At 62.1% G+C, this 21936-nt stretch carries 19 protein-coding genes; 14 read left to right on the plus strand and 5 right to left on the minus strand.

The annotated features are described in order from the left end of the window. The first annotated feature begins 304 nt into the window (after positions 1 to 304). Positions 305 to 721, plus strand: a complete 417-nt coding sequence (locus ATY75_RS02210; protein WP_088936306.1) for a MarR family transcriptional regulator — start codon at positions 305 to 307, stop codon at positions 719 to 721. 19 nt (positions 722 to 740) lie between these two features. Here ATY75_RS02210 and ATY75_RS02215 read toward each other — a convergent pair whose 3' ends face one another. Continuing rightward, entirely contained in the window at positions 741 to 3125 is a 2385-nt protein-coding gene (locus ATY75_RS02215; protein WP_088936307.1) for an EAL domain-containing protein, read from the minus strand. Between the two features lie 224 nt (positions 3126 to 3349). Between ATY75_RS02215 and ATY75_RS02225 the strand changes: the two genes are divergently transcribed. The 7 genes from ATY75_RS02225 (at position 3350) to ATY75_RS02255 (ending at position 12946) form a co-directional block, all read left to right on the plus strand. After that, positions 3350 to 4738 carry a dipeptidase gene (locus ATY75_RS02225; RefSeq protein ID WP_088936309.1) on the plus strand — a complete coding sequence of 463 codons (1389 nt, stop codon included), beginning with the start codon at positions 3350 to 3352 and terminating at the stop codon, positions 4736 to 4738. A 378-nt stretch (positions 4739 to 5116) separates the two neighbouring features. Continuing rightward, complete coding sequence (locus tag ATY75_RS02230) at positions 5117 to 5800, plus strand: SH3 domain-containing protein (RefSeq protein WP_088936310.1); 684 nt, start codon at positions 5117 to 5119, stop codon at positions 5798 to 5800. A gap of 407 nt (positions 5801 to 6207) precedes the next feature. Then, positions 6208 to 6429: a hypothetical protein gene (locus tag ATY75_RS02235; protein ID WP_088936311.1), complete on the plus strand. Its 222-nt coding sequence runs from the start codon at positions 6208 to 6210 to the stop codon at positions 6427 to 6429. A gap of 248 nt (positions 6430 to 6677) precedes the next feature. After that, positions 6678 to 9014 carry a transglycosylase domain-containing protein gene (locus tag ATY75_RS02240; protein WP_088936312.1) on the plus strand — a complete coding sequence of 779 codons (2337 nt, stop codon included), beginning with the start codon at positions 6678 to 6680 and terminating at the stop codon, positions 9012 to 9014. 281 nt (positions 9015 to 9295) lie between these two features. Then, positions 9296 to 11212: a molecular chaperone DnaK gene (gene dnaK, locus ATY75_RS02245; protein WP_064835718.1), complete on the plus strand. Its 1917-nt coding sequence runs from the start codon at positions 9296 to 9298 to the stop codon at positions 11210 to 11212. Positions 11213 to 11297: 85 nt separating this feature from the next. Continuing rightward, entirely contained in the window at positions 11298 to 12428 is a 1131-nt protein-coding gene (gene dnaJ, locus ATY75_RS02250; RefSeq protein WP_012559503.1) for a molecular chaperone DnaJ, read from the plus strand. A 317-nt stretch (positions 12429 to 12745) separates the two neighbouring features. Then, positions 12746 to 12946 (plus strand): hypothetical protein, encoded by a 201-nt coding sequence (locus ATY75_RS02255; protein ID WP_049731246.1) that lies wholly within the window; start codon positions 12746 to 12748, stop codon positions 12944 to 12946. Positions 12947 to 13010: 64 nt separating this feature from the next. Here ATY75_RS02255 and ATY75_RS02260 read toward each other — a convergent pair whose 3' ends face one another. Continuing rightward, on the minus strand, positions 13011 to 13376 hold the full coding sequence (locus tag ATY75_RS02260; protein ID WP_064835716.1) for a helix-turn-helix transcriptional regulator: 366 nt from the start codon (positions 13374 to 13376) through the stop codon (positions 13011 to 13013). Between the two features lie 372 nt (positions 13377 to 13748). On the opposite strand from ATY75_RS02260, the gene recF reads away from it, so the two are divergent. Genes recF through ATY75_RS02275 form a run of 3 tightly spaced genes read left to right on the plus strand, consistent with a single transcriptional unit; the run spans position 13749 to position 16179 of the window. Further along, a complete protein-coding gene (gene recF, locus ATY75_RS02265) occupies positions 13749 to 14873 on the plus strand; it encodes a DNA replication/repair protein RecF (protein ID WP_088936313.1) in 1125 nt (374 codons plus the stop codon). Then, complete coding sequence (locus ATY75_RS02270) at positions 14870 to 15694, plus strand: molybdopterin-synthase adenylyltransferase MoeB (RefSeq protein WP_088936314.1); 825 nt, start codon at positions 14870 to 14872, stop codon at positions 15692 to 15694. Before recF ends, ATY75_RS02270 begins: the two co-directional genes overlap by 4 nt. After that, on the plus strand, positions 15691 to 16179 hold the full coding sequence (locus tag ATY75_RS02275; RefSeq protein ID WP_088936315.1) for a GNAT family N-acetyltransferase: 489 nt from the start codon (positions 15691 to 15693) through the stop codon (positions 16177 to 16179). Before ATY75_RS02270 ends, ATY75_RS02275 begins: the two co-directional genes overlap by 4 nt. Positions 16180 to 16196: 17 nt before the next feature. Here ATY75_RS02275 and ATY75_RS02280 read toward each other — a convergent pair whose 3' ends face one another. Next, positions 16197 to 17198: a D-glycerate dehydrogenase gene (locus tag ATY75_RS02280; RefSeq protein WP_064835708.1), complete on the minus strand. Its 1002-nt coding sequence runs from the start codon at positions 17196 to 17198 to the stop codon at positions 16197 to 16199. Positions 17199 to 17383: 185 nt separating this feature from the next. On the opposite strand from ATY75_RS02280, the gene ATY75_RS02285 reads away from it, so the two are divergent. Next, the gene (locus tag ATY75_RS02285; RefSeq protein WP_088936316.1) at positions 17384 to 17923 is read left to right on the plus strand and encodes an SH3 domain-containing protein; all 540 of its coding nucleotides are present in this window, start codon (positions 17384 to 17386) and stop codon (positions 17921 to 17923) included. Here the strand turns inward: ATY75_RS02285 and ATY75_RS02290 are convergent. Beyond that, positions 17916 to 18908 carry an adenosine kinase gene (locus ATY75_RS02290; RefSeq protein ID WP_088936317.1) on the minus strand — a complete coding sequence of 331 codons (993 nt, stop codon included), beginning with the start codon at positions 18906 to 18908 and terminating at the stop codon, positions 17916 to 17918. The two genes, ATY75_RS02285 and ATY75_RS02290, sit on opposite strands and share 8 nt — an antisense overlap. 471 nt (positions 18909 to 19379) lie before the next feature. Here ATY75_RS02290 and ATY75_RS02295 point away from each other — a divergent pair, with 471 nt between their 5' ends. Next, positions 19380 to 20327 (plus strand): AEC family transporter, encoded by a 948-nt coding sequence (locus ATY75_RS02295; RefSeq protein WP_088936395.1) that lies wholly within the window; start codon positions 19380 to 19382, stop codon positions 20325 to 20327. A gap of 72 nt (positions 20328 to 20399) precedes the next feature. Here the strand turns inward: ATY75_RS02295 and ATY75_RS02300 are convergent, their stop codons facing one another. After that, positions 20400 to 20966 (minus strand): cytochrome c family protein, encoded by a 567-nt coding sequence (locus tag ATY75_RS02300; protein ID WP_064835704.1) that lies wholly within the window; start codon positions 20964 to 20966, stop codon positions 20400 to 20402. A 153-nt stretch (positions 20967 to 21119) separates the two neighbouring features. Between ATY75_RS02300 and ATY75_RS02305 the strand changes: the two genes are divergently transcribed. Next, the gene (locus ATY75_RS02305) at positions 21120 to 21875 is read left to right on the plus strand and encodes a 3-deoxy-manno-octulosonate cytidylyltransferase (protein ID WP_064835702.1); all 756 of its coding nucleotides are present in this window, start codon (positions 21120 to 21122) and stop codon (positions 21873 to 21875) included. Positions 21876 to 21936 lie beyond the last annotated feature (61 nt).

Raw genomic sequence — 21936 nt, forward strand, 5'->3', positions numbered from 1 at the left:
CTCCCTTGAAAAACCACATTCTCAGGCACAAATCCATGTCACCGGCGCTTGATCGCGCCGCGGGTCTGATTACCGGCTTGTCCCCCGCCGCGTCAGGCTTGGACAAAGGCCTTATCCCCCTCTCCGGGCCTTTGTCCCCACTTTAAGGTCGCCATGGCCAACCTCCAGGCCATGGCGACTTTTGTTTTTTCCAGGCCCTCGAAATTATCATCGCCCCTCGCATATTTTGAAGTATCGCATGCGATTTGCTGCATTGTCTCCGGGATGGTTTTGAGCCTAACTTGCAATCATGGGATTTAACCGCATGGATTCGGGAGCTTACCTTGCCAGCCAACTGGCGAAGGGTTTTGCTCGCTCGCTGCATCAGCGCGCGGTCGGCCTCGGTTTTTCTCCGGGCCAGTTTCCCATTCTGCTGGAGCTCTGGGCCGAGGACGGGCTGACCCAGAAACAGCTTCTCGAGCGGGTCGATATCGAGCAGGCGACCATGGCCAATACGCTGTCGCGCATGGTCCGCGACGGGCTGATCGAGCGCCGGCCGCATCCATCCGACAAGCGGGCGCAACTGCTCTTCCTAACGCCGAAGGCCCGCGCCATGGAGGCCGAGGCGATCGAAACCGCGCGCGAGGCCGACCTTGCGCTGTTTAAGGGCTTTCGGGGTTTCGAGCGCGAGCTGACGCTCGAATATATCCGCCGGCTTCTGGAAAACGCCAAGGCGCTCTGAGGGCGATCATTCGCTGCGATTATTCGCTGACAAGACGTGTGCGCCGTCGCGGCGGCATGCCGGTTCCGGCCTGCTCCGACAGGATGCTTTTGCGAACGACTGGCTTCATGCTCGGCTCGATATCCGGCTTGCCGAGCAACAGGCCCTGCACCTGCGCGCAGCCTTCCTCGACGACGATCCGGCGCTGCATTTCCGTTTCCACACCCTCGGTGACGACGGGCATGCCGAGACTGTGGCCGAGGCCGATGATCGCGCGCACGATCGATCGCGCCGCCGCATCATGCTCCAGCACGCCGGTGAAGCTGCGGTCGACCTTGATTTTGTCGAAGGGAAACGAGCGCAGGTTCGACAGTGACGAGTAGCCGGTGCCGAAATCGTCCATGACGATGTGCACCCCCAACCGACGCAGGCGCTGGAGCGTTGCCATCACCCGGTCGCGATCGCGGATCAGGGCTGTCTCGGTGATCTCAAGCTCCAGCCGATCGGCTGCGAGCCCCGTCTCGGCGAGGACCGCCTCGACCCGCTCGCACAGGTTGGGCAGCATGAACTGCACCGGCGAAACATTGACCGCAATCCTCAGCGGCTGCGGCCAGCGCGCGGCCTCCATGCAGGCCTGCTGCAATATCCATTCGCCGAGCTGAACGATCGATCCGCTTTCCTCGGCGATCGGGATGAAAATGTCGGGCTCGGTCAGGCCGTGGCCCGGCCGGTGCCAGCGCATCAAGGCCTCGTAGCCGCTGATCTCGCCGTTCTGCGCGTTGAGGATCGGCTGATAGCTGACATGGAGTTGGTTGCGGATGATCGCGTGGCGCAGGTCGCTTTCGATCTGGCGGCGGTTGCGCGCCGCTTCGTCCATTTCCGCGTCGAAGAAACAGGCCCTGCCGCGGCCATCATGCTTGACCCGGTAGAGCGCGGTATCGGCATTGTTGCAGAGTTCTTCGGCCGTGCGCCCGTCCCTCGGATAGAACGCGATGCCGAGGCTGACGCCGACGGCTGTGGGGTCACGGGCCGTGTCCATCTCGGCGGCGAATTCGTCGATGATATCAGCCGCAAGCTTTTGCGCCGACGCCGGCTGCTGCCCGGCGGACTGGATGATGGCGAATTCGTCGCCGCCGAGCCGGGCGATCGTATCGTTCTCGCCGGCCACCCGGCGCAGGATGGAGGCGACCTTGCGGAGAATGCGGTCGCCTTCCGCGTGGCCGAAAATGTCATTGACGGCCTTGAACCGATCGAGGTCGAGACAGAACAGCGCGACCTCGGTGTTCTTGCGTTCCGCCACCTGCAGCGCCTGCCGGATACGGGTGTCGAACAGCGACCTGTTGGGCAGATCGGTGAGCACGTCGTGGTGGGCGAGATGCTCGATCATCTCCTCGGCCTGCTTGCGCTCGGTGAGGTCACGCACCGCCAGCACCTCGCAATTGCGGCCGCGATAAACGATCCTGCTGGCGTTTGCTTCCACGGCAATCTCTCTGCCGGTGCGGGTGTTCAGCAGCGTCTCGCCGGACCTGTTCTCCCGAGGTCCCTGAACGACCGTCAGCACATCCGAGGGAGCCTTGCCCGAGAGATCGGCAAGCTTCCAGCCCGACAAGGCCTGGAACCGTTCGTTGACATCGATGATCCGGCCGTCGCGCAGGATCAGCAGCCCCTCCTGCGAGGCATTGGCAAGTCCGCGCAGATCCGTCAGATGGCTCTGGACGAAGACCACGGCAAGCGCGACCAGGATAAGAGCCGTTGCCGCCACCACGACAATGGCGGCGAGCACCCGGGTGTCGAGCACCAATGTGGGAACCTGCATGCCGGGGTCCGGCACAAGCGTAATGCTGCCCATCGAGATGAAGTGAAGGGTGCAGATGGCGAGGACGAAGACCAGCGACGAGGTCAGGAGACGCCTTATGCCCTTCAGATTGAAGAAGATATGGAAGGCGGCGCTCGACAGTAGCATTCCGGCGACGACCGCCGTCAGCGTCATCACCGGATCGTAGAGGATGACCGCCTGTGTCTCGATCGCCTGCATGCCGGTCAGGTGCATGGAGGCGATGCCAAACGCCATCAGAATTCCGCCGCGGACACGGGAAAACCGTCCCTCACGTTGCGAGCCGGCGAGGATCGCCACCCATGAGCCTGCGACCGACAGCAAAAAGGAAAGCAGCGTCAGGTCGAGCGCGTAACTGATCGGCGTGCCGCCGTCATAAGCGAGCATCGCGATGAAATGCGTTGCCCATACGCCGGTGCCGAAGGCAAAGCCCGACGCACCGATCCAGAGCTTGCGCTGCCCGGCGTCGCACTCCTGGGCACGGGAAAGCAGCAGCATCGCCGCCATGGCGCCAACCAGACAGACCGCGGCCGCCACGATGACCAGGCGCCAATCGTGATTGTCGCGAATACAGGCAATGACCGAAAACATCTGCGCCCCCCCGAACAGCTGGTTTTCGGTCGATGCTATTTAGGTTGTGCTAATTAACTGTAAATTGAATTAGATCTTTCTTTATTATCGTGAGCCGCCCCCTCCACGAGGTTGGATCCACGTCGTTTCGGCACGCTTGCGCGCCCCTGATTTTTTCCTTTTCCGCCTCGCCTGCTTTCCTGCTTTGGTCTATCGTCCCGCCAAATTTCGAAAAGGAGTCGAAAATGGCCGACATACAACCGGTTCTTTCGCGTGTGGACCAGAATCTTTCTTCGAGCCTCGAAAAGCTGTTCGAGCTGCTGCGCATCCAGTCGATTTCCACCGATCCCGCCTACAAACCCGAATGCCGCAAGGCCGCCGAATGGCTCGTCCGCTATCTCGAAACGCTCGGCTTCGAAGCCTCCGTTCGCGACACGCCAGGCCATCCGATGGTCGTCGCCCACCATGCCGGCGCGTCCACCGACGCGCCGCACGTTCTGTTCTACGGCCATTACGACGTTCAGCCGGTCGACCCGATCGAGCTTTGGGAAAACGACCCCTTCGAGCCGTCGATCAAGGATGTCGGCGACGGCCGCAAGATCCTGACAGGCCGCGGCACCTCCGACGACAAGGGCCAGTTGATGACCTTCGTCGAGGCCTGCCGCGCCTATAAGGAAATCAACGGCGCGCTTCCCTGCCGCATCACCATTCTCTTCGAAGGCGAAGAAGAATCCGGCTCGCCGTCGCTGAAGCCCTTCCTCGAAGCCAATGCCACCGAACTCAAGGCCGATTATGCGCTGGTCTGCGATACCGGCATGTGGGACCGCGACACGCCGGCGATCGCCGCCGCACTGCGCGGCCTTGTCGGCGAGGAAGTCACCGTCACGGCCGCCGACCGCGACCTGCATTCCGGTCTCTTCGGGGGCGCTGCGGCCAATCCGATCCACATTCTCGTCGAGGCTCTCGCCGGCCTGCATGACAAGACGGGCCGCATCACGCTTGACGGTTTCTACGACGGCGTCGAGGAAACTCCCGACAACATCAAGGCGTCATGGGAGACGCTCGGCAAGACCGCCGAGAGCTTCCTCGGCGAAGTCGGCCTTTCCATTCCCTCCGGCGAAAAGGGCCGTTCAGTGCTGGAGCTCACCTGGGCGCGGCCGACCGCCGAAATCAACGGCATCTGGGGCGGATATACCGGCGAAGGCTTCAAGACGGTGATCGCCGCCAAGGCTTCGGCGAAGGTTTCGTTCCGCCTCGTCGGCACGCAGGATCCGGCCGCCGTCCGCGAGGCTTTCCGCGCCTATATGCGTTCAAAGATTCCGGCCGACTGCTCGGTCGAGTTCCATCCGCATGGCGGCTCGCCGGCGATCCACCTCTCCTATGATTCGCCGGTTCTGACCAAGGCGAAGACGGCGCTGTCCGACGAGTGGCCGAAACCCGCCATCGTCATCGGCATGGGCGGGTCGATCCCGATCGTCGGCGACTTCCAGAAAATGCTTGGCATGGAATCGCTGCTCGTCGGCTTCGGCCTCAGCGACGACCGCATCCATTCGCCAAACGAGAAATACGAGCTTGTCTCCTACCACAAGGGTATCCGCTCCTGGGTGCGGATTCTTCAGGCGCTCGCCGCCTGAACGAAACGGACTGCCAGATCGCGACAACAAAAAGGCCGGTGAAAACCGGCCTTTCGTCATCCGCCCGCTCGGTGCCAGTACATCCGTGGTCAACGAGAAGCGGGTATTGCAGCCAGACTGCCTCGGAAAGGTTAACAGATCGTTAACGGCGCGCGGGATCGCCGCGTCATTGGAAGCACTCGACGGCCTCAAGGCATTGGCAGCAGTTTCGCGTTCAAGCTACGTTCATCGCGGGCCGCATATAAGTCATTGAAAGACAAGGTGAATGATAACGCTTTCGCAAATGCGGGCGGTCGCTCGACCTTTCGTTTCAGACGGCGGACGCCAGGCATGTGCAGCCAGGCGATGGCCAAATGCGCCTACGAGGAGTGAGAAAGCGTGAAAAATCTGTTTGCTAAAATTGCCGCGGCCGGCCTGTTCATGCTGGCGCCCGTGATCGCGCAGGCTGCCGAAGGCTATGCGACGGCGAACGTCAACATGCGCGCGGGTCCGAGCACCCGATATCCCGCCGTCGCGGTCATACCCGCCGGCTCCTCCGTTGAGATCCGCGGCTGCCTTTCCGATCTCAACTGGTGCGACGTGGAGTTCTACGGTGGCCGCGGCTGGGTCTCCGGCCAATATGTGCAAGCCCTCTATCAGCAGCGCCGCATCTATGTCGGTCCGCAATATTACCGTCCGCTCGGCATTCCGGTCATCCGCTTCAGCGTCGACAATTACTGGGATCGTTACTACCGCAACCGCGATTTCTATCGTGAGCGCGACCGCTGGAGCCGCGGCCCGGACTACTATTATCGCGACCGCGATAATCGGGATCGTGACAGAGATCGCGATAATCGGGATCGGGATTGGCGGGATCGCGATCGGAACTGGCGCGACGGCGATCGCAACCGGGACGGCGACAGAGATCGGCGAGATCGAGATCGCAACAGAGACTGGCGCGACCGAAATGGCGACCGGGACGGCCGCGACGACAATCGACGGGACGACCGGAGAGACGGGGATCGCAGACCCGATCGCAGGGATTTGGATTGCCGGCCCGGCGATCCTTCCTGCGACCAATAAGATAGGAAGGGGCGGTGGCAGCGCCGTCCCTTTCGCCTGCCCGGCCACCGGCGGGCAGGCAAGAAAAAGCCCGGCGCTCCCATGAGGGGATGCACCGGGCCTGATGTCGATCGGCGCGTGTTGAGGGGAGACGGCCGATCCGGGCGCGGGACGTGAGGGGCTGTCCCGCTTCCTCCTAAACCATCGCGGAGCCCATTGGTTCCACCAACCAGTCAAAAGATGTGCGCAGAGTGCCGAAAGCAGCGCGCGCATTTCGGCCCGCAACGCATCTTCAGCTGCTTCTTCGCTCCTCCTGGAAGATCACCGACAATTTGATGTGAGGGCACCGTGATGCCCTTGTGCTGCGGGATTCTTTATTGCACTTTCATGATGCTGCGGATCGATTATCCGTTCGAGGCTGGACCCTGATGGTGCAAGACTACCTGGCTTTCTTCGGGCTTTTCGGCGCCCGGGCAACCGCGACAGACATTACCGTTTGGCATAAACACAATCCTATCCTTCCCGTCCGCCTTACCGACGGCGCGCCTCTCAACCCTTCCGGCCAGATATGGCGCCGATTTCATCTCGGCGTGTGGGAATATAAGCAGGACCCGGAGACCCTCGAGGACTACGAAGCCCGTCAGTTCTGAGCGCCCCCGGCGGGTTCTGCTTTCCATTATTAACACCCCGTTAAATCGCCGCATTTACAGTTCAATCGGGTGACGGCGCCTGCCGCATGATTTCATCCTTCAATCGGAATCGGTTTAAGGGGAAAATTATGCAGCAGTTCAAAGTGCTACCGCGTCCTTTGCGCGTCTTTTGATGCGTGGCGCAGTAGAAGAGTGCCGTTGTGCGAAGTCACGCTTCGCGATCGAACATGGGGTGTGACCGGTCGGCGATGGCGGGCAGAGGTAGATCAGGCGACAGAATCGAACCGTCCTTCAGCGGCCGCCCGGCACGCGACGATGACCAGTTTTCCCTCGATGCCGATGACCGCATTGCCGGGAGCCGATCCACACGGCGTGGCAGCTCCAAGCCGCCGCCGGAACGCCCTGCCCCGCGGCGGCGGCGCGAGCTGCGAGAGCGCGAAGGCGGCAGTTTTTTCGGCTTCCTGCGCCGGGTGGTCTACTGGTGCGTCGTGCTGTTCATCTGGGTCGGCATCGGCGTTGCCGGGCTTGTCGTCTATTATGGCTCGCGCATGCCGAGCGCCAGCACTTGGGCGATCCCGGAACGACCACCGAACGTCAAGATCACCGCCGTCGACGGCAGCGTCATCGCCAATCGCGGCGCCACCGGCGGCGAGGCGTTGTCGCTCGAAAACATGTCGCCCTATATTCCGGAAGCCGTCATCGCCATCGAGGACCGGCGTTTCTATTCGCATTTCGGCGTCGACCCGCTCGGCCTCGGCCGGGCGATCGTCACCAACTTCACCGCCGGCCACATGGTGCAGGGTGGCTCGACGCTGACGCAGCAGCTTGCCAAGAACCTCTTCCTCTCTCCTGAAAGGACGCTGGAACGCAAGGTGCAGGAGGTGCTGCTTTCGCTCTGGCTGGAACAGAAATACACCAAGGACCAGATCCTTGCCATGTATCTCAACCGGGTGTTCTTCGGATCGAACGCCTATGGCGTCGAGGCGGCGTCGCGCCGTTATTTCAACAAGTCGGCGCGTGACGTGAACCTCGGCGAGGCCGCGGTGCTGGCCGGCCTGCTCAAGGCGCCGTCGCGACTTTCGCCGGCCCGCGACCCGGACGCCGCCAATGCGCGCGCGCAGCTCGTGCTTGCGGCAATGCGCGAACAGGGCTTCATCACCGATTCCGAGGTCAAGACCGCAATGTCGCAAACCCCGGCTTCCGCCAAGAGCTATTGGTCTGGCGCCGGACACTATGTCGCCGACATGGTGATGGACGAGCTGCCGGGCCTGATCGGCGACGTCAAGGAGGACGTCATCGTCGATACGACCATCGACAAGTCGCTGGAGAAGAAGGCCGAGCAATCGCTGGTCGACGTGCTCGACAAGGAGGGCGGAAAGCTCGACGCCTCGCAGGCGGCGCTGGTGTCGATCGACGGCACCGGCGCAATCCGGGCGCTCGTCGGCGGCAGGGACTATGCGACGAGCCAGTTCAACCGCGCCGTTAAGGCCAAACGCCAGCCAGGCTCCTCGTTCAAGCCCTTCGTTTATGCCGCCGCACTCGAAAAAGGACTGACGCCCTTTTCGGTGTTCAACGACGCGCCGATCCGTATCGGTGACTGGACGCCCGAAAATTACGAGAAGAAATACAATGGCGAGGTAACGCTGGCGACCGCACTCGCCAAGTCGCTGAACACGGTGGCCGCTCAGCTGGTGATGTATGACGGGCCGGATCAGGTGATCAAGCTCGCCCACCGGCTCGGCATCGAAAGCGAGCTGCAGCCGAACGCCTCGATCGCGCTCGGCACGTCCGAGGTGTCGCTGATGGAGCTCACCGCCTCCTATGCGGCCTTCATGAACGGCGGCTACAAGGCGACGCCGCACGTCATCCGCCGGGTGACGACCGCCGAGGGCAAGGTTCTCTACGAAAACACCTATGACAGCCCGCCGCGCGTGCTGTCCGAGCAGATCGCCGCCGAGATGGATGCGATGATGATGGGCGTCATCGACAGCGGCACCGGCAAGAGCGCCAAGATCCCCGGCTGGCAGGCAGCGGGAAAGACCGGCACGACGCAGAATTCGCGCGACGCGCTTTTCGTCGGCTTCACCAGCAACCTCACCACCGGCGTCTGGTTCGGCAATGACGACGGTAAACCGATGAAGAAGGTGACGGGCGGCGGTCTTCCTGCCAAAGCCTGGAAGGAATTCATGATCGCCGCCCATAAGGGTCTTTCGCCGGCGCCGCTCTTCGGCAACGGCCAGTTGATCGACGATCCCAATGGCCAGCCGATGGCGCAGGCAGCACCAGGCGATGGACAGTTGGCCAACGGGCAGCCGATGACGGCAGAGGCGCCGCCCTCGACGATCGGCGGCATTATTTCCGGTGTCTTCGGCGGCGACGGCAATTCAAACCGCTATCCGCAGGCGCCTGTCCGGCAACCGAGCGCGACCTCCGGCAACGGGCCGGTTCCTCCAGGCGACATTGCCGAAGGCGGCGGTTCCGGCTACGACGGCATAGTGCCGCCCGGCGACGTCGGGGGGCCGCAGTCGACCTCTTCCGTCCAGCCGCGGCGCACGACGCTGCTCGATCTGATCATGGGCCAGTGAGATGTTTTGCTGCATGGCCTGGACAAACCGGATGGTCTATAAATCGGCCGCTTTCCGGACGGCGGGCGGGCTCGTTCCCGGCGACTGTCAAAATTGACTGCAACACATTCGTTTTGCTGGATTCCGAGCCATTTCCCGCCTTGCAGTCCAGAAAACCGCTCCTTATATACGCCGCATCACCGCAATCACGATTGCGTAATCTTAAGTAGACCCATCCCGTAAGGGGCTGTCAGGGAATGCCTTCTCGGGGTTCAGACAGCTTGCTTCAAGGAGAGAATGACATGGCAAAAGTAATTGGTATCGACCTTGGAACGACGAATTCCTGCGTCGCAGTCATGGACGGCAAGGACGCGAAGGTTATCGAGAATGCGGAAGGTGCGCGCACGACCCCTTCCATGGTGGCCTTTTCCGAGGATAGCGAACGCCTCGTCGGCCAGCCGGCCAAGCGCCAGGCGGTCACCAACCCGACAAACACGCTCTTTGCAGTCAAGCGCCTGATCGGCCGCCGCTATGAAGATCCGACCGTCGAGAAGGACAAGCACCTCGTTCCCTTCACCATCGTCAAGGGCGACAATGGCGACGCCTGGGTCGAAGCCAATGGCAAGGGCTACTCGCCCGCACAGATTTCCGCGATGATCCTTCAGAAGATGAAGGAAACCGCCGAGTCCTACCTCGGCGAAAAGGTCGAAAAGGCCGTCATCACCGTTCCCGCCTATTTCAACGACGCACAGCGCCAGGCAACCAAGGATGCCGGCCGCATCGCCGGTCTTGAAGTTCTGCGCATCATCAACGAGCCGACCGCTGCCGCGCTCGCCTACGGCCTCGACAAAAAAGAAGGCAAGACGATTGCCGTCTACGACCTTGGCGGCGGCACCTTCGATATCTCGATCCTCGAGATCGGCGACGGCGTCTTCGAAGTGAAGTCCACCAACGGCGATACGTTCCTCGGCGGTGAAGACTTCGACATGCGTCTCGTCGAATATCTCGTCGGCGAATTCAAGCGCGACAACGGCATCGACCTTAAGAACGACAAGCTTGCCCTGCAGCGCCTCAAAGAAGCTGCCGAAAAGGCCAAGATCGAGCTTTCGTCCTCGCAGCAGACCGAAATCAACCTGCCGTTCATCACCGCCGATGCCTCCGGCCCGAAGCACCTGACGCTGAAGCTGACCCGCGCCAAGCTCGAGAGCCTGGTCGACGATCTGGTCCAGCGCACGATCGCGCCGTGCAAGGCAGCCCTCAAGGATGCCGGCGTCACCGCGGCCGAAATCGACGAAGTGGTTCTCGTCGGCGGCATGAGCCGCATGCCGAAGGTCCAGGAAGTCGTCAAGCAGTTGTTCGGCAAGGAGCCGCACAAGGGCGTCAACCCGGATGAAGTGGTCGCACTCGGCGCCGCCATCCAGGCCGGCGTTCTGCAGGGCGACGTCAAGGACGTGCTGCTGCTCGACGTCACGCCGCTGTCGCTCGGCATCGAAACGCTCGGTGGCGTCTTCACCCGCCTGATCGAACGCAACACGACGATCCCGACGAAGAAGAGCCAGACCTTCTCGACCGCCGAAGACAACCAGCAGGCCGTGACCATCCGCGTTTCGCAGGGCGAGCGTGAAATGGCTGCCGACAACAAACTGCTCGGCCAGTTCGACCTCGTCGGCCTGCCGCCGTCGCCGCGCGGCATGCCGCAGATCGAAGTCACCTTCGACATCGACGCCAACGGCATCGTGCAGGTTTCGGCCAAGGACAAGGGCACCGGCAAGGAACAGCAGATCCGCATCCAGGCTTCCGGCGGTCTTTCGGACGCCGACATCGAGAAGATGGTGAAGGATGCCGAAGCCCATGCCACCGAGGACAAGAAGCGCCGCGAGGCCGTCGAAGCCCGGAACCAGGCCGAAAGCCTGATCCACTCGACCGAAAAGTCGCTGAAGGATTACGGCGACAAGGTTTCCGAGGCCGACCGCACCGCGATCTCCGATGCGATCGCCGCGCTGAAGACCGCTTCGGAAGCAACCGAGCCGGATGCCGACGACATCAAGGCCAAGACCCAGACGCTGATGGAAGTGTCGATGAAACTCGGCCAGGCGATCTATGAAGCGCAGCAGGCCGAAGGCGGCGCTGCCGGCGATGCCTCTGCGGAAGGCGGCGACAATGTCGTCGATGCCGACTACGAGGAAATCAAGGACGACGACCGCAAAAAGTCCGCGTAATCCGCGACGGCGTGGTTATGCTTCAACACCTGATCCGGCTGCTCACCATGGCAGCCGGAAATCCATTTCCGGGGTTTAATCCTTAATGGCAAAAGCGGACTTTTACGAAACTCTGGGTGTAGCCAAGACGGCGGATGAGAAAGAGCTGAAGAGCGCCTTCCGCAAGCTGGCGATGAAATTCCATCCGGACAAGAACCCGGATGACAAGGACGCCGAACGCAAGTTCAAGGAAATCAACGAAGCCTACGAGATGCTCAAGGACCCGCAGAAGCGGGCGGCCTATGATCGCTACGGCCATGCGGCTTTCGAGCATGGCGGCATGGGCGGCGGTGGCGGCGGCGGATTTGCCGGCGGCGGCTTCTCCGACATCTTCGAGGACATCTTCGGCGAGATGATGGGCGGCGGACGGGCGCGCCAACGCTCGTCGGGCGGCCGCGAACGCGGCGCCGACCTTCGTTACAATATGGAAATCACGCTGGAAGAGGCTTTCTCCGGCAAGACGGCGCAAATCCGCGTTCCCACCTCGATCACTTGCGACGTCTGTTCGGGATCGGGCGCCAAGCCCGGCACGCAGCCGAAGAATTGCGGCACCTGCCAGGGAAGCGGGCGCGTGCGCGCCGCACAGGGCTTCTTCTCGATCGAGCGGACCTGCCCGACCTGCCACGGCCGCGGCCAGATCATTCCCGATCCCTGCCCGAAATGCCACGGCCAGGGCCGGGTGACGGAAGAGCGTTCGCTTTCGGTCAATATTCCCGCCGGCATTGAGGATGGCACACGCATCCGCCTGCAGGGCGAAGGCGAAGCCGGCGCCCGCGGCGGACCGGCAGGCGACCTCTATATCTTCCTGTCGGTGAAGCCGCATGAATTCTACCAGCGCGACGGCGCCGATCTCTATTGCGCCGTTCCGATCTCCATGACGACGGCCGCTCTCGGCGGCACCTTCGACGTGGCGACGCTCGACGGCACCAAGTCGCGCGTCAGCGTGCCCGAGGGCACGCAGGCCGGCAAACAGTTCCGCCTGAAGAGCAAGGGCATGCCGGTGCTGCGTTCGGCGCAGACAGGCGATCTCTACATCCAGATCCAGATCGAGACACCGCAAAAACTCACCAAACGCCAGCGCGAACTGCTGCAGGAATTCGAGCAGCTTTCCTCCAAGGAGAACAATCCCGAATCGACGGGCTTCTTCGCCCGGATGAAGGAATTCTTCGAAGGCTGAGCTGCGATCGACAATCCATCTCGAAAGCCGGGGACGGAAACGTCTCCGGCTTTTTGGATTCCATGGGTCCCGATTTGGCACATCCACCGTTCGCATCGAGGAATTTGTCCCGGATCGGCACGGCGGCGGAGCGGAACATGGCTTACATTAACGCAGCCGAATGATGCCGCTTGCAAGTTTTCCAAATGAATTCAGTCTCTGCCTTCAGCGCATAACCTTGAAAATCGGAATCGATATCAGGAAAGGATTTTGCGCGGACTCACAATGAGACAGCGTCCTTCAGACGCGCGGGAACAACCAAATCAAGGGTATCTGCCATGGCGCCAGCCTTTACCTCCCAGTCCGAAGACGTCGACGTTCTCGCCGGCGCCATCTACACATGGTGCGCCGAGCGCAACATCAAGCTTCGCAGCCAGCAGGGGCTTTCCATCGCCAGTATCGCCATCGACCTTTATCATGCCGGCCACCAGACCCAGGACGACCTGCTGATGGCGCTGCATGAATGCGAGATCCACTAAACACTGGCGCTGACCGTGACATGCTGCAGAGCTTGAACGGGCGCCTGATCGGGCTCCGGCGAGATCAGGCCGCGCTTTCGACCGTTTCCCCACTCATGATCGTCAGGATGGTCTTGACCGCTTCCTTGCCGGCCGACGAGTTCAGCCTGTCATAGGTCAGTGCAAGCGCATAGGCGTCGGGGCTGAGTTCGATACGGCCGCCGAATTGCGACATGCCGGCTCCCTCGAACAGAGCGGAGATCTCGACATCGAGAAACATCGCGATCTGATGCAGCTTGCTGGCGGAAACGCGGTTCGTCCCTTTTTCGTATTTCTGGATCTGCTGGAAAGTCAGTCCGAGTGCTTCGCCAAGCTCGAGCTGCGACACACGGCGAAGGGCGCGAAACTGTCTTACGTTGCGACCAACGATAATATCAACCGGATCTGGCACTTCTTCACTCTCTGATACATAAACACTTCGTTTACCATATCGTTTTCACAGGATAACTCAACCCTACAGTTGCAAAATTCAACCAGCTTTTTTTGGGCCTTACGTTACGTCAGCCGCGGGAGCAATTGTGGCAAAACCTCGCATATCCGGGGCTAGCGGGCATTGAAAAAGACGGGCGGCCACCGCGCCCCGGCGACGTCGGAGCATCCGTCTTCAGGTTGTATTTTTAACGAGAATTCGGTCCCACGCGCCATCGCATCCGAAGCAGGTCCCGGCCGGCCAGTGGCGCCGGCGATCACCGAGCAGAGCCGCGAGCCTTGCCATCAACGCCGCTTAGGCTTAGCTGTCACGCTTCACGATTCCGGACATTCGATGCCGCACAAGGTTGCTCTTTCCCGTCTGAAGCTGACAGACTTCCGCAATTATGCGGCGGCGGCCTTTGCCCTTGACGGTCGGCACGCCGTGCTGACGGGAGACAACGGCGCCGGCAAGACCAATCTAATGGAAGCGGTTTCGCTGCTGTCGCCGGGCCGCGGCCTGCGCCGGGCCGCCTATGGCGACATTACCCGTGTCGGCGCGGCCGGCGGTTTCTCGATCTTCGCCGCGCTCGACGGCATGGAAGGCGAAGTCGAAATCGGCACCGGCGTCGAAACCGGCGAAGAAACCACCATCCGCAGGCTGCGGATCAACGGTACTGCGGCCAAGACCGCCGACGAACTGACCGACCATCTGCGGCTTCTCTGGCTCACACCGGCGATGGACGGCCTGTTTACCGGCGCCTCCTCCGACCGGCGCCGCTTTCTCGACCGGCTGGTGCTGTCGCTTGATCCCGCCCATGGCCGCCGCGCCAGCGATTTCGAGCGCGCCATGCGCAGCCGCAACAAATTGCTGGATGAAGGCCGCTTCGACCCCTCCTGGCTTGCCGGCATCGAGGAACAGATGGCGAGCCTCGGCATCGCCATGGCGCTCGCCCGCCAGGAGATGCTCGGCCTGCTGACCCGGCTGATCGAGGAGACGCGCGATACGTCGCCCTTCCCTTCGGCATCGCTGCAGCTTTCGGGCTTTATGGATGGCCAGTTTTCGCGCCCCTCGGTCGACCTCGAGGACGACTATGCGGCCATGCTTTCAGAGAGCCGTTACCGCGACGCCGGCGCCGGGCGGACGCTGGAGGGGCCGCACCGGGCCGATCTCATCGTGCATCACCGGGAAAAGGCGATGGAGGCGGAACGCTGTTCCACCGGCGAGCAGAAAGCACTGCTTGTCGGCATGGTGCTCGCGCATGCGCGACTCGTCGGCAATCTCACCGGCCATGCGCCGATCCTGCTGCTTGACGAGATCGCCGCCCATCTCGACGAGGGCCGCCGCGCCGCGCTGTTCGACCTCATCGACGGGCTCGGCGGCCAGGCCTTCATGACCGGCACCGATCGCGCAATGTTTTCGGCGCTCGGCGACAGGGCGCAGTTCTTCACGGTTGCCGAAGGAAGGGTGTTCGAATGAGCGAGGCGACTTTTCCCGGCGGCGGGCGCCATGATAATATCGGCGCCATGGAACCGCTCAGTCCTGATGAAATCGCCCGCTATCACCGCCACATCCTGCTTCCCGAGATCGGCGGCGCCGGCCAGCAGAGGCTGAAAGCCGCCCGTGTGCTGGTGATCGGCGCAGGCGGCCTCGGTGCGCCGGTGCTGCAATATCTGGCCGCAGCCGGGATCGGCACGCTCGGTATCGTCGACGACGACCGGGTGTCGCTGTCGAACCTGCAGCGCCAGGTGATCCATGATTCCGGTACGATCGGCGAATTGAAGACGGAAAGTGCTGCCGTCGCCATCGCCAGGCTCAATCCGCATGTCCGGCTGATCCGCTTCGAGGAGCGCTTTTCTCCGGAGACCGCCTCCCGGCAACTGTCCGGCTTCGATCTGCTGATCGACGGCTCCGACAATTTCGACACACGTTACGCCGCCGCCGATGCGGCCGAGGAAGCACGCATTCCGCTCGTCAGCGGCGCGGTCGGGCGTTTCGACGGCTCGGTAACGGTTCTCAAGCCCTATGAGAGCGCCGAGGACGGGACGCCCAACCCTTGTTATCGCGATCTGTTTCCGGAAGCGCCGCCGGCGGGGCTGATTCCATCTTGCGCCGAGGCCGGCATCATCGGCGCGTTGACCGGCGTCATCGGTACGATGATGGCGATGGAGGCGATCAAGCTCGTCACCGGCAGCGGCGAACCGCTGATCGGACGGCTGCTGCTCTATGACGCGCTCAAGGCCCGGTTCGACACTGTCCGCTACAAAAGACGCCACACCACACAAAGACAGGCCGGATGACGATTATTCCTCTTGATCATAATTTCACGCGCTGGGATGAACTGCTCGCGCTCATCCTCGCCTCCTTCGCCTCGATGAACGGCAGGATCGATCCGCCGTCCTCGGCGCTCGCGCTGACGGCGGAGTCGCTGGCCGAAAAGGCCAGGGCCGAGATCGGCCATGTCGCCATCGACGGCGAAAAGCTGATCGGCTGCCTATTCCTGCGGCCGGAGGCCGACTGTCTCTATGTCGGCAAGCTCGCCGTTCTGCCCGGGCTGCAGGGCAAGGGCCTCGGCAGGCGGCTGTTGACGATTGCCGAACAGACGGCCGCAAAGCTCGGTCTTCCCGCTTTGCGGCTGGAAACGCGCATCGAACTCACCGACAATCACGCCGTCTTTACCGCCTGGGGATTTTTGAGAACCGCCGAAAAGGCGCATCCCGGCTTTGCCAGAACGACATTCGTCGAGATGCGCAAGAGCCTTGCGCCTCCGATCCGCCTCACCTGAATCCAGCTTAGCCTGCTTCAACGGCCGGGCAGCACCCGGTTCGGCGGCCTGTGGCCGTCGATGAAGGTGCGGATATTGATGATGACCTTGTCGCCCATATCGATGCGGCCTTCGATCGTCGCCGAACTCATATGCGGCAGCAGCACGACCTTGCCCTCATTGGCGAGCTTGACGAGCTTCGGATTGACGGCAGGCTCGTTTTCGAAGACGTCGAGGCCGGCGCCGGCGATCCGGCCCTCCCTGAGAGATTTGATCAGCGCCGCTTCATCGACCACATCGCCTCGCGCGGTGTTGACGAGATAGGCGGTCGGCTGCAGCAGCGCCAGCCGGCGCGCCGAGATCAGGTGGAAGGTCGCCGGCGTCGACGGACAATTGACCGAGACGATGTCGACGCGGGCGAGCATCTGGTCGAGGCTTTCCCAATAGGTCGCCTCCAGTTCATCCTCGACGGCCGGATTGACGCGCTTGCGGTTGTGGTAGTGGATCGACAGGCCGAAAGCCTTGGCGCGGCGGGCGACCGCCGTGCCGATGCGGCCCATGCCGACGATGCCGATGCGCTTGCCGTGAATGCGCCGGCCGAGCATCCAGGTGGGAGACCAGCCCGCCCATTCGCCCGGCTTGTCGGTCAGCACGCGCGCGCCTTCGCCGAGCCTTCTCGGAACCGCGAGGATAAGCGCCATGGTCATATCGGCGGTATCCTCGGTCAGGACGTTCGGCGTGTTGGTGACGGTAATGCCCTTGCGCGCCGCCGCCTCGACGTCGATATGGTCGGTGCCGTTGGAAAAGCTCGCAATCAACTTCATCTGCGGCCCGGCTTGATCGATCAGCGCCGCGTCGATGCGATCGGTGACGGTCGGCACCAGCACGTCGGCGGTCTTGACGGCGGCGACGAGCTCGGGAACCGAACGCGGCGCGTCGTCGATGTTCAGCTCGGCGTCGAAGAGCTCGCGCATGCGGGTTTCGACGGCATCAGGCAGCTTGCGGGTGATGTAGACCTTCGGTTTTTTCTTCGCTGTCATGGCTGGCTGTGGTGCCTTGTTCAGAGGTCTTTAACCAAGAGGGGTGATAATTTTCCCATCCGGGCATTTTCTACCAGACCCGCACGCGAAGACAAACAAAACTCGCGGTGCAGCCGTGGGAATGTCAGAGCCCGGACCGCGAGCAGGCCGGGCCTGCCCGCGAATTCGAGCAAACGGAAACTTCCATGCGCAGCAAAGTCCTGAAGTCCTGCCTTGCCCTTGCCATCGCTCTGGCCACATCCATGGGAACTGTCGAATTCGCCCATGCGCAGGCCGCCAAGGGGCCAAGCGGGCTGCCATTGCCGCGTTTCGTCACGCTGAAATCCAAGCGCGTCAACCTGCGCATCGGCCCGGGAACGGATTATGCCGTTTCGTGGATGTACTTGAAATCCGGCCTGCCGGTGGAGATCATCCAGGAATACGACAACTGGCGCCGCATCCGCGATGCCGACGGCACCGAAGGCTGGGTCAACCAATCGCTGCTGTCAGGCCAGCGCGCGGCGATCGCCGCCCCGTGGATGAAGACGAAGGCCAAGGGCGTGTTCGTCAATCTGCGCCGCGAGGCGCAGCCTTCCGCATCGGTCGTTGCCAAGCTGGAACCCGGCGTGATGCTGACGATCGGCGAGTGCAACGGCGACTGGTGCCGCGCCGAAACCGACGGCGCCTCCGGTTGGGTAGCGCAGTCGGAAATCTGGGGCGCCTATCCCGGCGAAGCCTTTAAATAAGCCCTGCCTGCCTGGCAGCCTCGGACAGCGAGGTCATCGGGCGCGGGCCGATCTGCTGGATGACGATGCCGGCGGCGAGGCAGCCGAGCTTGCCGCAATCCTCCAGCGAGCGCCCCTGGGTATAGCCGTAAAGGAAGCCGGAGGCGAAGAGATCGCCGGCACCCGTCGTATCGACGACTTCCCTGATCCTGATCGCATCGACGTAATAACGCTCGCGGCCCTTCAGGATGACGGCGCCATCCTCGCTCATCGTCACCGCGGCGATCTTGCAATCGGCGGCGATCCTGTTCAGCGCCTCTTCGAAATCATCGGTTTCGTAGAGCGACAGCGCTTCCTGGCGATTGGCGAAGACGATATCGATCTTGCCGGAGCGCATCAGATCGAGGAATTCGCCGCGATAACGGCCGACGCAGAAACTGTCGGACAGCGTCATCGACACTTCCCGGCCGTTTTCATGGGCGATGCGGGCACAATCGAGGATCGCTTCCTTGGCGCGCGGCGGATCCCAGAGATAACCTTCGAAATAGGTGACCTTGGCGTCGGCCACGACGTCGGCCTCGACGTCCTCAGGCCCGAGTTCGACACAGGCGCCGAGATAGGTGTTCATCGAGCGCTCGCCGTCCTCGGTGACGAAGATCATCGAACGCGCGGTCGGCGGAAAGGTGCCTTTGGGCTTCGTCTGGTAATGGACGCCCTGGGCGCGGATGTCGTGGGTGAAGATATCGCCGAGCTGATCGGCAGCGACATTGCCGAAATAGGCAGCCTTGCCGCCGAGGTTCGCAACGCCGGCCGCCGTATTGCCGGCGCTGCCGCCGGAGGCTTCGAGCGCTGGCCCCATGCGCGAATACAAGAGTTCGGCCCGTTCGGCATCGATGAGGTTCATCGCCGCCTTGGTGATCTGGTTGTCAATGAGGAACTGGTCGTTGCAACGGGCAATAATATCCACGATTGCGTTGCCGACTGTCAGAACATCGAATCTTGTCATGAAATGGGGAGTCCCGGATTTGTGATAGCCGGGGTTTGGTCTTAGCGAAATTTCCGCGCTTTGGAAGAATAAATGGTGGATGGCGCGGCTATTTCTTCGCAAACTGCCGCCTATTCGTCATGCCCCTGTCATTTTCCGAATCTAGAAATAGTCGCAAGAAGACCGGCATGAGCAGCTTTCGGTTGCAGCCGGGCGCACGAGGGATGATGCCCTCGATCTTACCGGCGCGATGCTGACCACGGATGAACTGGCAGCTTTGCGATCGGATATCCGGCAAGGCCGGAGCGGAAAAGCGGGCTGTGCCTGCTTTTTTTGTTTTCCGAATGCCGCCGGAGCGGCGGCGATTGCCTTTTCAATCCAAGCCGTTTGCTGCTACTGCATAAGGAATTCAAAGTGCTGCTGCGTCCTTACGCGTCTCACGAGAGGCGCGGCGCTGTAGTCGTCTATCCCCCGCGCAAAGCAGCCTCCCCCATGTCAGCTATCATTCTCGACGTTCTTCCCATTTTCATCCTGATCCTCATCGGCTGGGTGATCGTCCGCAGCGGCTTGATGGCATCGAATGTCGGCGAAGCGCTCAGCGAATTCGTTTTCAAGATCGCCGTGCCGCTCTTACTCTTCCGCACCATCGCCGAGGCGGATTTTCACGGCGCCTCGCCTTTCCGGCTGTGGATCGTCTATTTCTCAGGCGTTGCGATCACCTGGGCGACCGGCCATATCGCCGCCACACGCCTCTTCGGCCGCGACGAGCGGATCGGCGTGCTGGCCGGCGTTTCCTCGGCTTTCGCCAATAATATCTTCATCGGCCTGCCGCTCGTTGAGCGCACGGTCGGCGACGAAGGACTGGTGGCGCTGTCGATCCTGCTTGCCGTGCATCTGCCGGTGATGATGGTCGCCGGCACGGTGCTGATGGAGCATGCCGAGCGCAAGATCGCCGGCAAGAGCGACCGCAGCATGGTGCTGGTGCTGCGCCAGATCGCCGTCAATCTGGTGCGCAATCCGCTGGTGATCGGGCTTGCGGCCGGCATGGCCATGCATCTTTCCGGGCTCACCATGCCGGTCACCCTGGCAACCGTCGTCAAGCAGATCGCCGGTATTGCCGGCCCGGCGGCGCTGATCTCGCTCGGCATGGCGCTGGAGAAATACGGCATCTCCGGCAATCTCGGTATCGCCAGCGTCACATCGAGCTTGAAGCTGCTGCTGCTGCCCGGCTGCGTCTGGGCGGCGAGCCATCTGCTCGGCCTCAGCCCGGCATGGACGGCGGCGATCGTGCTGACATCCTCGGTGCCCACAGGCGTCAATGCCTGGCTGATCGCCAACCGATTCGGCGTCGGCCATAGCATTGCTGCCTCGACGATCACCGTGACGACGGCGCTCGGCGCCATCACCGTCTCGCTCTGGGCCTATTTCCTGGGGGCCTGAACACGCTCCGCACAACAAAAAGCCCGGCTTCGCGGGCCGGGCTCTTCACGAGGTGCGATTGTTGCGTCCGCGTTACTGCGTCGCGGTGTTCGGGTCCGGCAGCGGTACCGGCGAATCGGCCAGCGTGTGCAAGTAAAGAATGACGTTGGCGCGGTCCTGATCCTTCGCCAGACCGGCAAAGCCCATCGCGGTGCCCGGAACGTCCTTCTTCGGCGCCAGCAGGAACTTGTTGAGGAATTCGAAGGTCCACTTTTCGCTGCTGCCCTTGGAGAAATCCTTCATGGCAGCGGAATAGGCAAAGCCCTCATGCGAGGCGATCGGGCGATCTACGACACCAAAGAGGTTGGGACCGACCTTGTTCGGTCCCCCTTTGGTGCCGTCATGACAGGCCTGACACTTCTTGAAGACCGTTTCACCGGCCTTGGCATCGGCAGAAGCGAGCAATTGCGCGATCGGAACGGCAGCAGCGGCAGGCGCAGCTTCGCCACCAGCGGCGGGCGCCTCTTCGGCAACGATCGCGAAACCTTCCTTTTCCGGTGCTTCGGAATGGAAGATCCCTTCGGACGCGATAGAGACCGACATCAGAACGAAAATCGTTCCGAGCAGCGCCCCCACGGCCGTATTGACGTATGAATTCATCTGCAATGCTCCCCTTGCAGCCGGCAGACCATAACCGGACCATCTTGAAATCGCGCGGAACCTATGTCTTTTGGCTGATCGTTGCAACTGTCTAAATGGTCTTGTGCGTGAGACTTTTTGACACTTTTCAGCCCGGAATAGAAGGCCCGACCCATGAGTGATTCAAATTTAGACGGTGTGCTCGTATTGATCCCGGCGCGGATGGCCTCCACCCGGCTTCCGGGCAAGCCGCTCGCCGATATTTGCGGGCTGCCGATGATCGTTCAGGTGGCGCTGCGCGCCAAGGAGGCGGCGATCGGCCGCGTCGTCGTCGCCGTCGACGACGCCAGGGTGTTCGATGCGGTTTCTGCCGCCGGCTTCGAAGTCGTCATGACCAGCTCGGATCACCAATCGGGTTCCGATCGGATCTTCGAGGCGCTGCAGAAAGTCGATCCTGCCGGCAAGGCGAAATTCATCGTCAACGTCCAGGGCGATCTGCCGACGATCGATCCGGCAACCGTGCGCGCGGCTTTGCGCCCTCTCGAGAACGAGGCGGTCGATATCGGCACGCTGACGACCGAAATCGACAATGAAGCGGATAAAACCGCGCCGCACATCGTCAAGGTCGTCGGTTCGCCGGTTTCCGACACCCGGCTGCGCGGGCTCTATTTCACGCGGGCGACCGCACCTTACGGCAAGGGTCCGCTCTACCACCATATCGGCCTTTACGCCTATCGGCGCGCGGCGCTGGAACGCTTTGTCTCGCTCGGACCTTCGACGCTCGAAAGGCGCGAATCACTGGAGCAACTGCGGGCGCTGGAGGCCGGCATGCGCATCGACGCCGAGATCGTTGACACGGTTCCGCTCGGTGTCGATACTCCCGCCGACCTCGAAATAGCGCGGCGCATCCTCTCCGCCAGAACAGGATGATTTTAGGCTCGGTTGGCCTAAAATCTGAATCCTGTTCTCAATTAAAGAGTTAGAGCATGAT

It is taken from the genome of Rhizobium sp. N122 (assembly GCF_002211295.1).
In the GTDB taxonomy this organism is placed as follows: domain Bacteria; phylum Pseudomonadota; class Alphaproteobacteria; order Rhizobiales; family Rhizobiaceae; genus Rhizobium.

Bases quoted from the DNA above. Each gene is read 5' to 3' on its own strand.
- ATY75_RS02210 (WP_088936306.1), top strand. From the start codon at position 305: ATGGATTCGGGAGCTTACCTTGCCAGCCAACTGGCGAAGGGTTTTGCT.
- ATY75_RS02215 (WP_088936307.1), bottom strand. From the start codon at position 3,125: ATGTTTTCGGTCATTGCCTGTATTCGCGACAATCACGATTGGCGCCTG.
- ATY75_RS02225 (WP_088936309.1), top strand. From the start codon at position 3,350: ATGGCCGACATACAACCGGTTCTTTCGCGTGTGGACCAGAATCTTTCT.
- ATY75_RS02235 (WP_088936311.1), top strand. From the start codon at position 6,208: ATGGTGCAAGACTACCTGGCTTTCTTCGGGCTTTTCGGCGCCCGGGCA.
- ATY75_RS02240 (WP_088936312.1), top strand. From the start codon at position 6,678: ATGGCGGGCAGAGGTAGATCAGGCGACAGAATCGAACCGTCCTTCAGC.
- dnaK (WP_064835718.1), top strand. From the start codon at position 9,296: ATGGCAAAAGTAATTGGTATCGACCTTGGAACGACGAATTCCTGCGTC.
- dnaJ (WP_012559503.1), top strand. From the start codon at position 11,298: ATGGCAAAAGCGGACTTTTACGAAACTCTGGGTGTAGCCAAGACGGCG.
- ATY75_RS02255 (WP_049731246.1), top strand. From the start codon at position 12,746: ATGGCGCCAGCCTTTACCTCCCAGTCCGAAGACGTCGACGTTCTCGCC.
- recF (WP_088936313.1), top strand. From the start codon at position 13,749: ATGCCGCACAAGGTTGCTCTTTCCCGTCTGAAGCTGACAGACTTCCGC.
- ATY75_RS02270 (WP_088936314.1), top strand. From the start codon at position 14,870: ATGAGCGAGGCGACTTTTCCCGGCGGCGGGCGCCATGATAATATCGGC.
- ATY75_RS02275 (WP_088936315.1), top strand. From the start codon at position 15,691: ATGACGATTATTCCTCTTGATCATAATTTCACGCGCTGGGATGAACTG.
- ATY75_RS02280 (WP_064835708.1), bottom strand. From the start codon at position 17,198: ATGACAGCGAAGAAAAAACCGAAGGTCTACATCACCCGCAAGCTGCCT.
- ATY75_RS02285 (WP_088936316.1), top strand. From the start codon at position 17,384: ATGCGCAGCAAAGTCCTGAAGTCCTGCCTTGCCCTTGCCATCGCTCTG.
- ATY75_RS02290 (WP_088936317.1), bottom strand. From the start codon at position 18,908: ATGACAAGATTCGATGTTCTGACAGTCGGCAACGCAATCGTGGATATT.
- ATY75_RS02295 (WP_088936395.1), top strand. From the start codon at position 19,380: ATGTCAGCTATCATTCTCGACGTTCTTCCCATTTTCATCCTGATCCTC.
- ATY75_RS02300 (WP_064835704.1), bottom strand. From the start codon at position 20,966: ATGAATTCATACGTCAATACGGCCGTGGGGGCGCTGCTCGGAACGATT.
- ATY75_RS02305 (WP_064835702.1), top strand. From the start codon at position 21,120: ATGAGTGATTCAAATTTAGACGGTGTGCTCGTATTGATCCCGGCGCGG.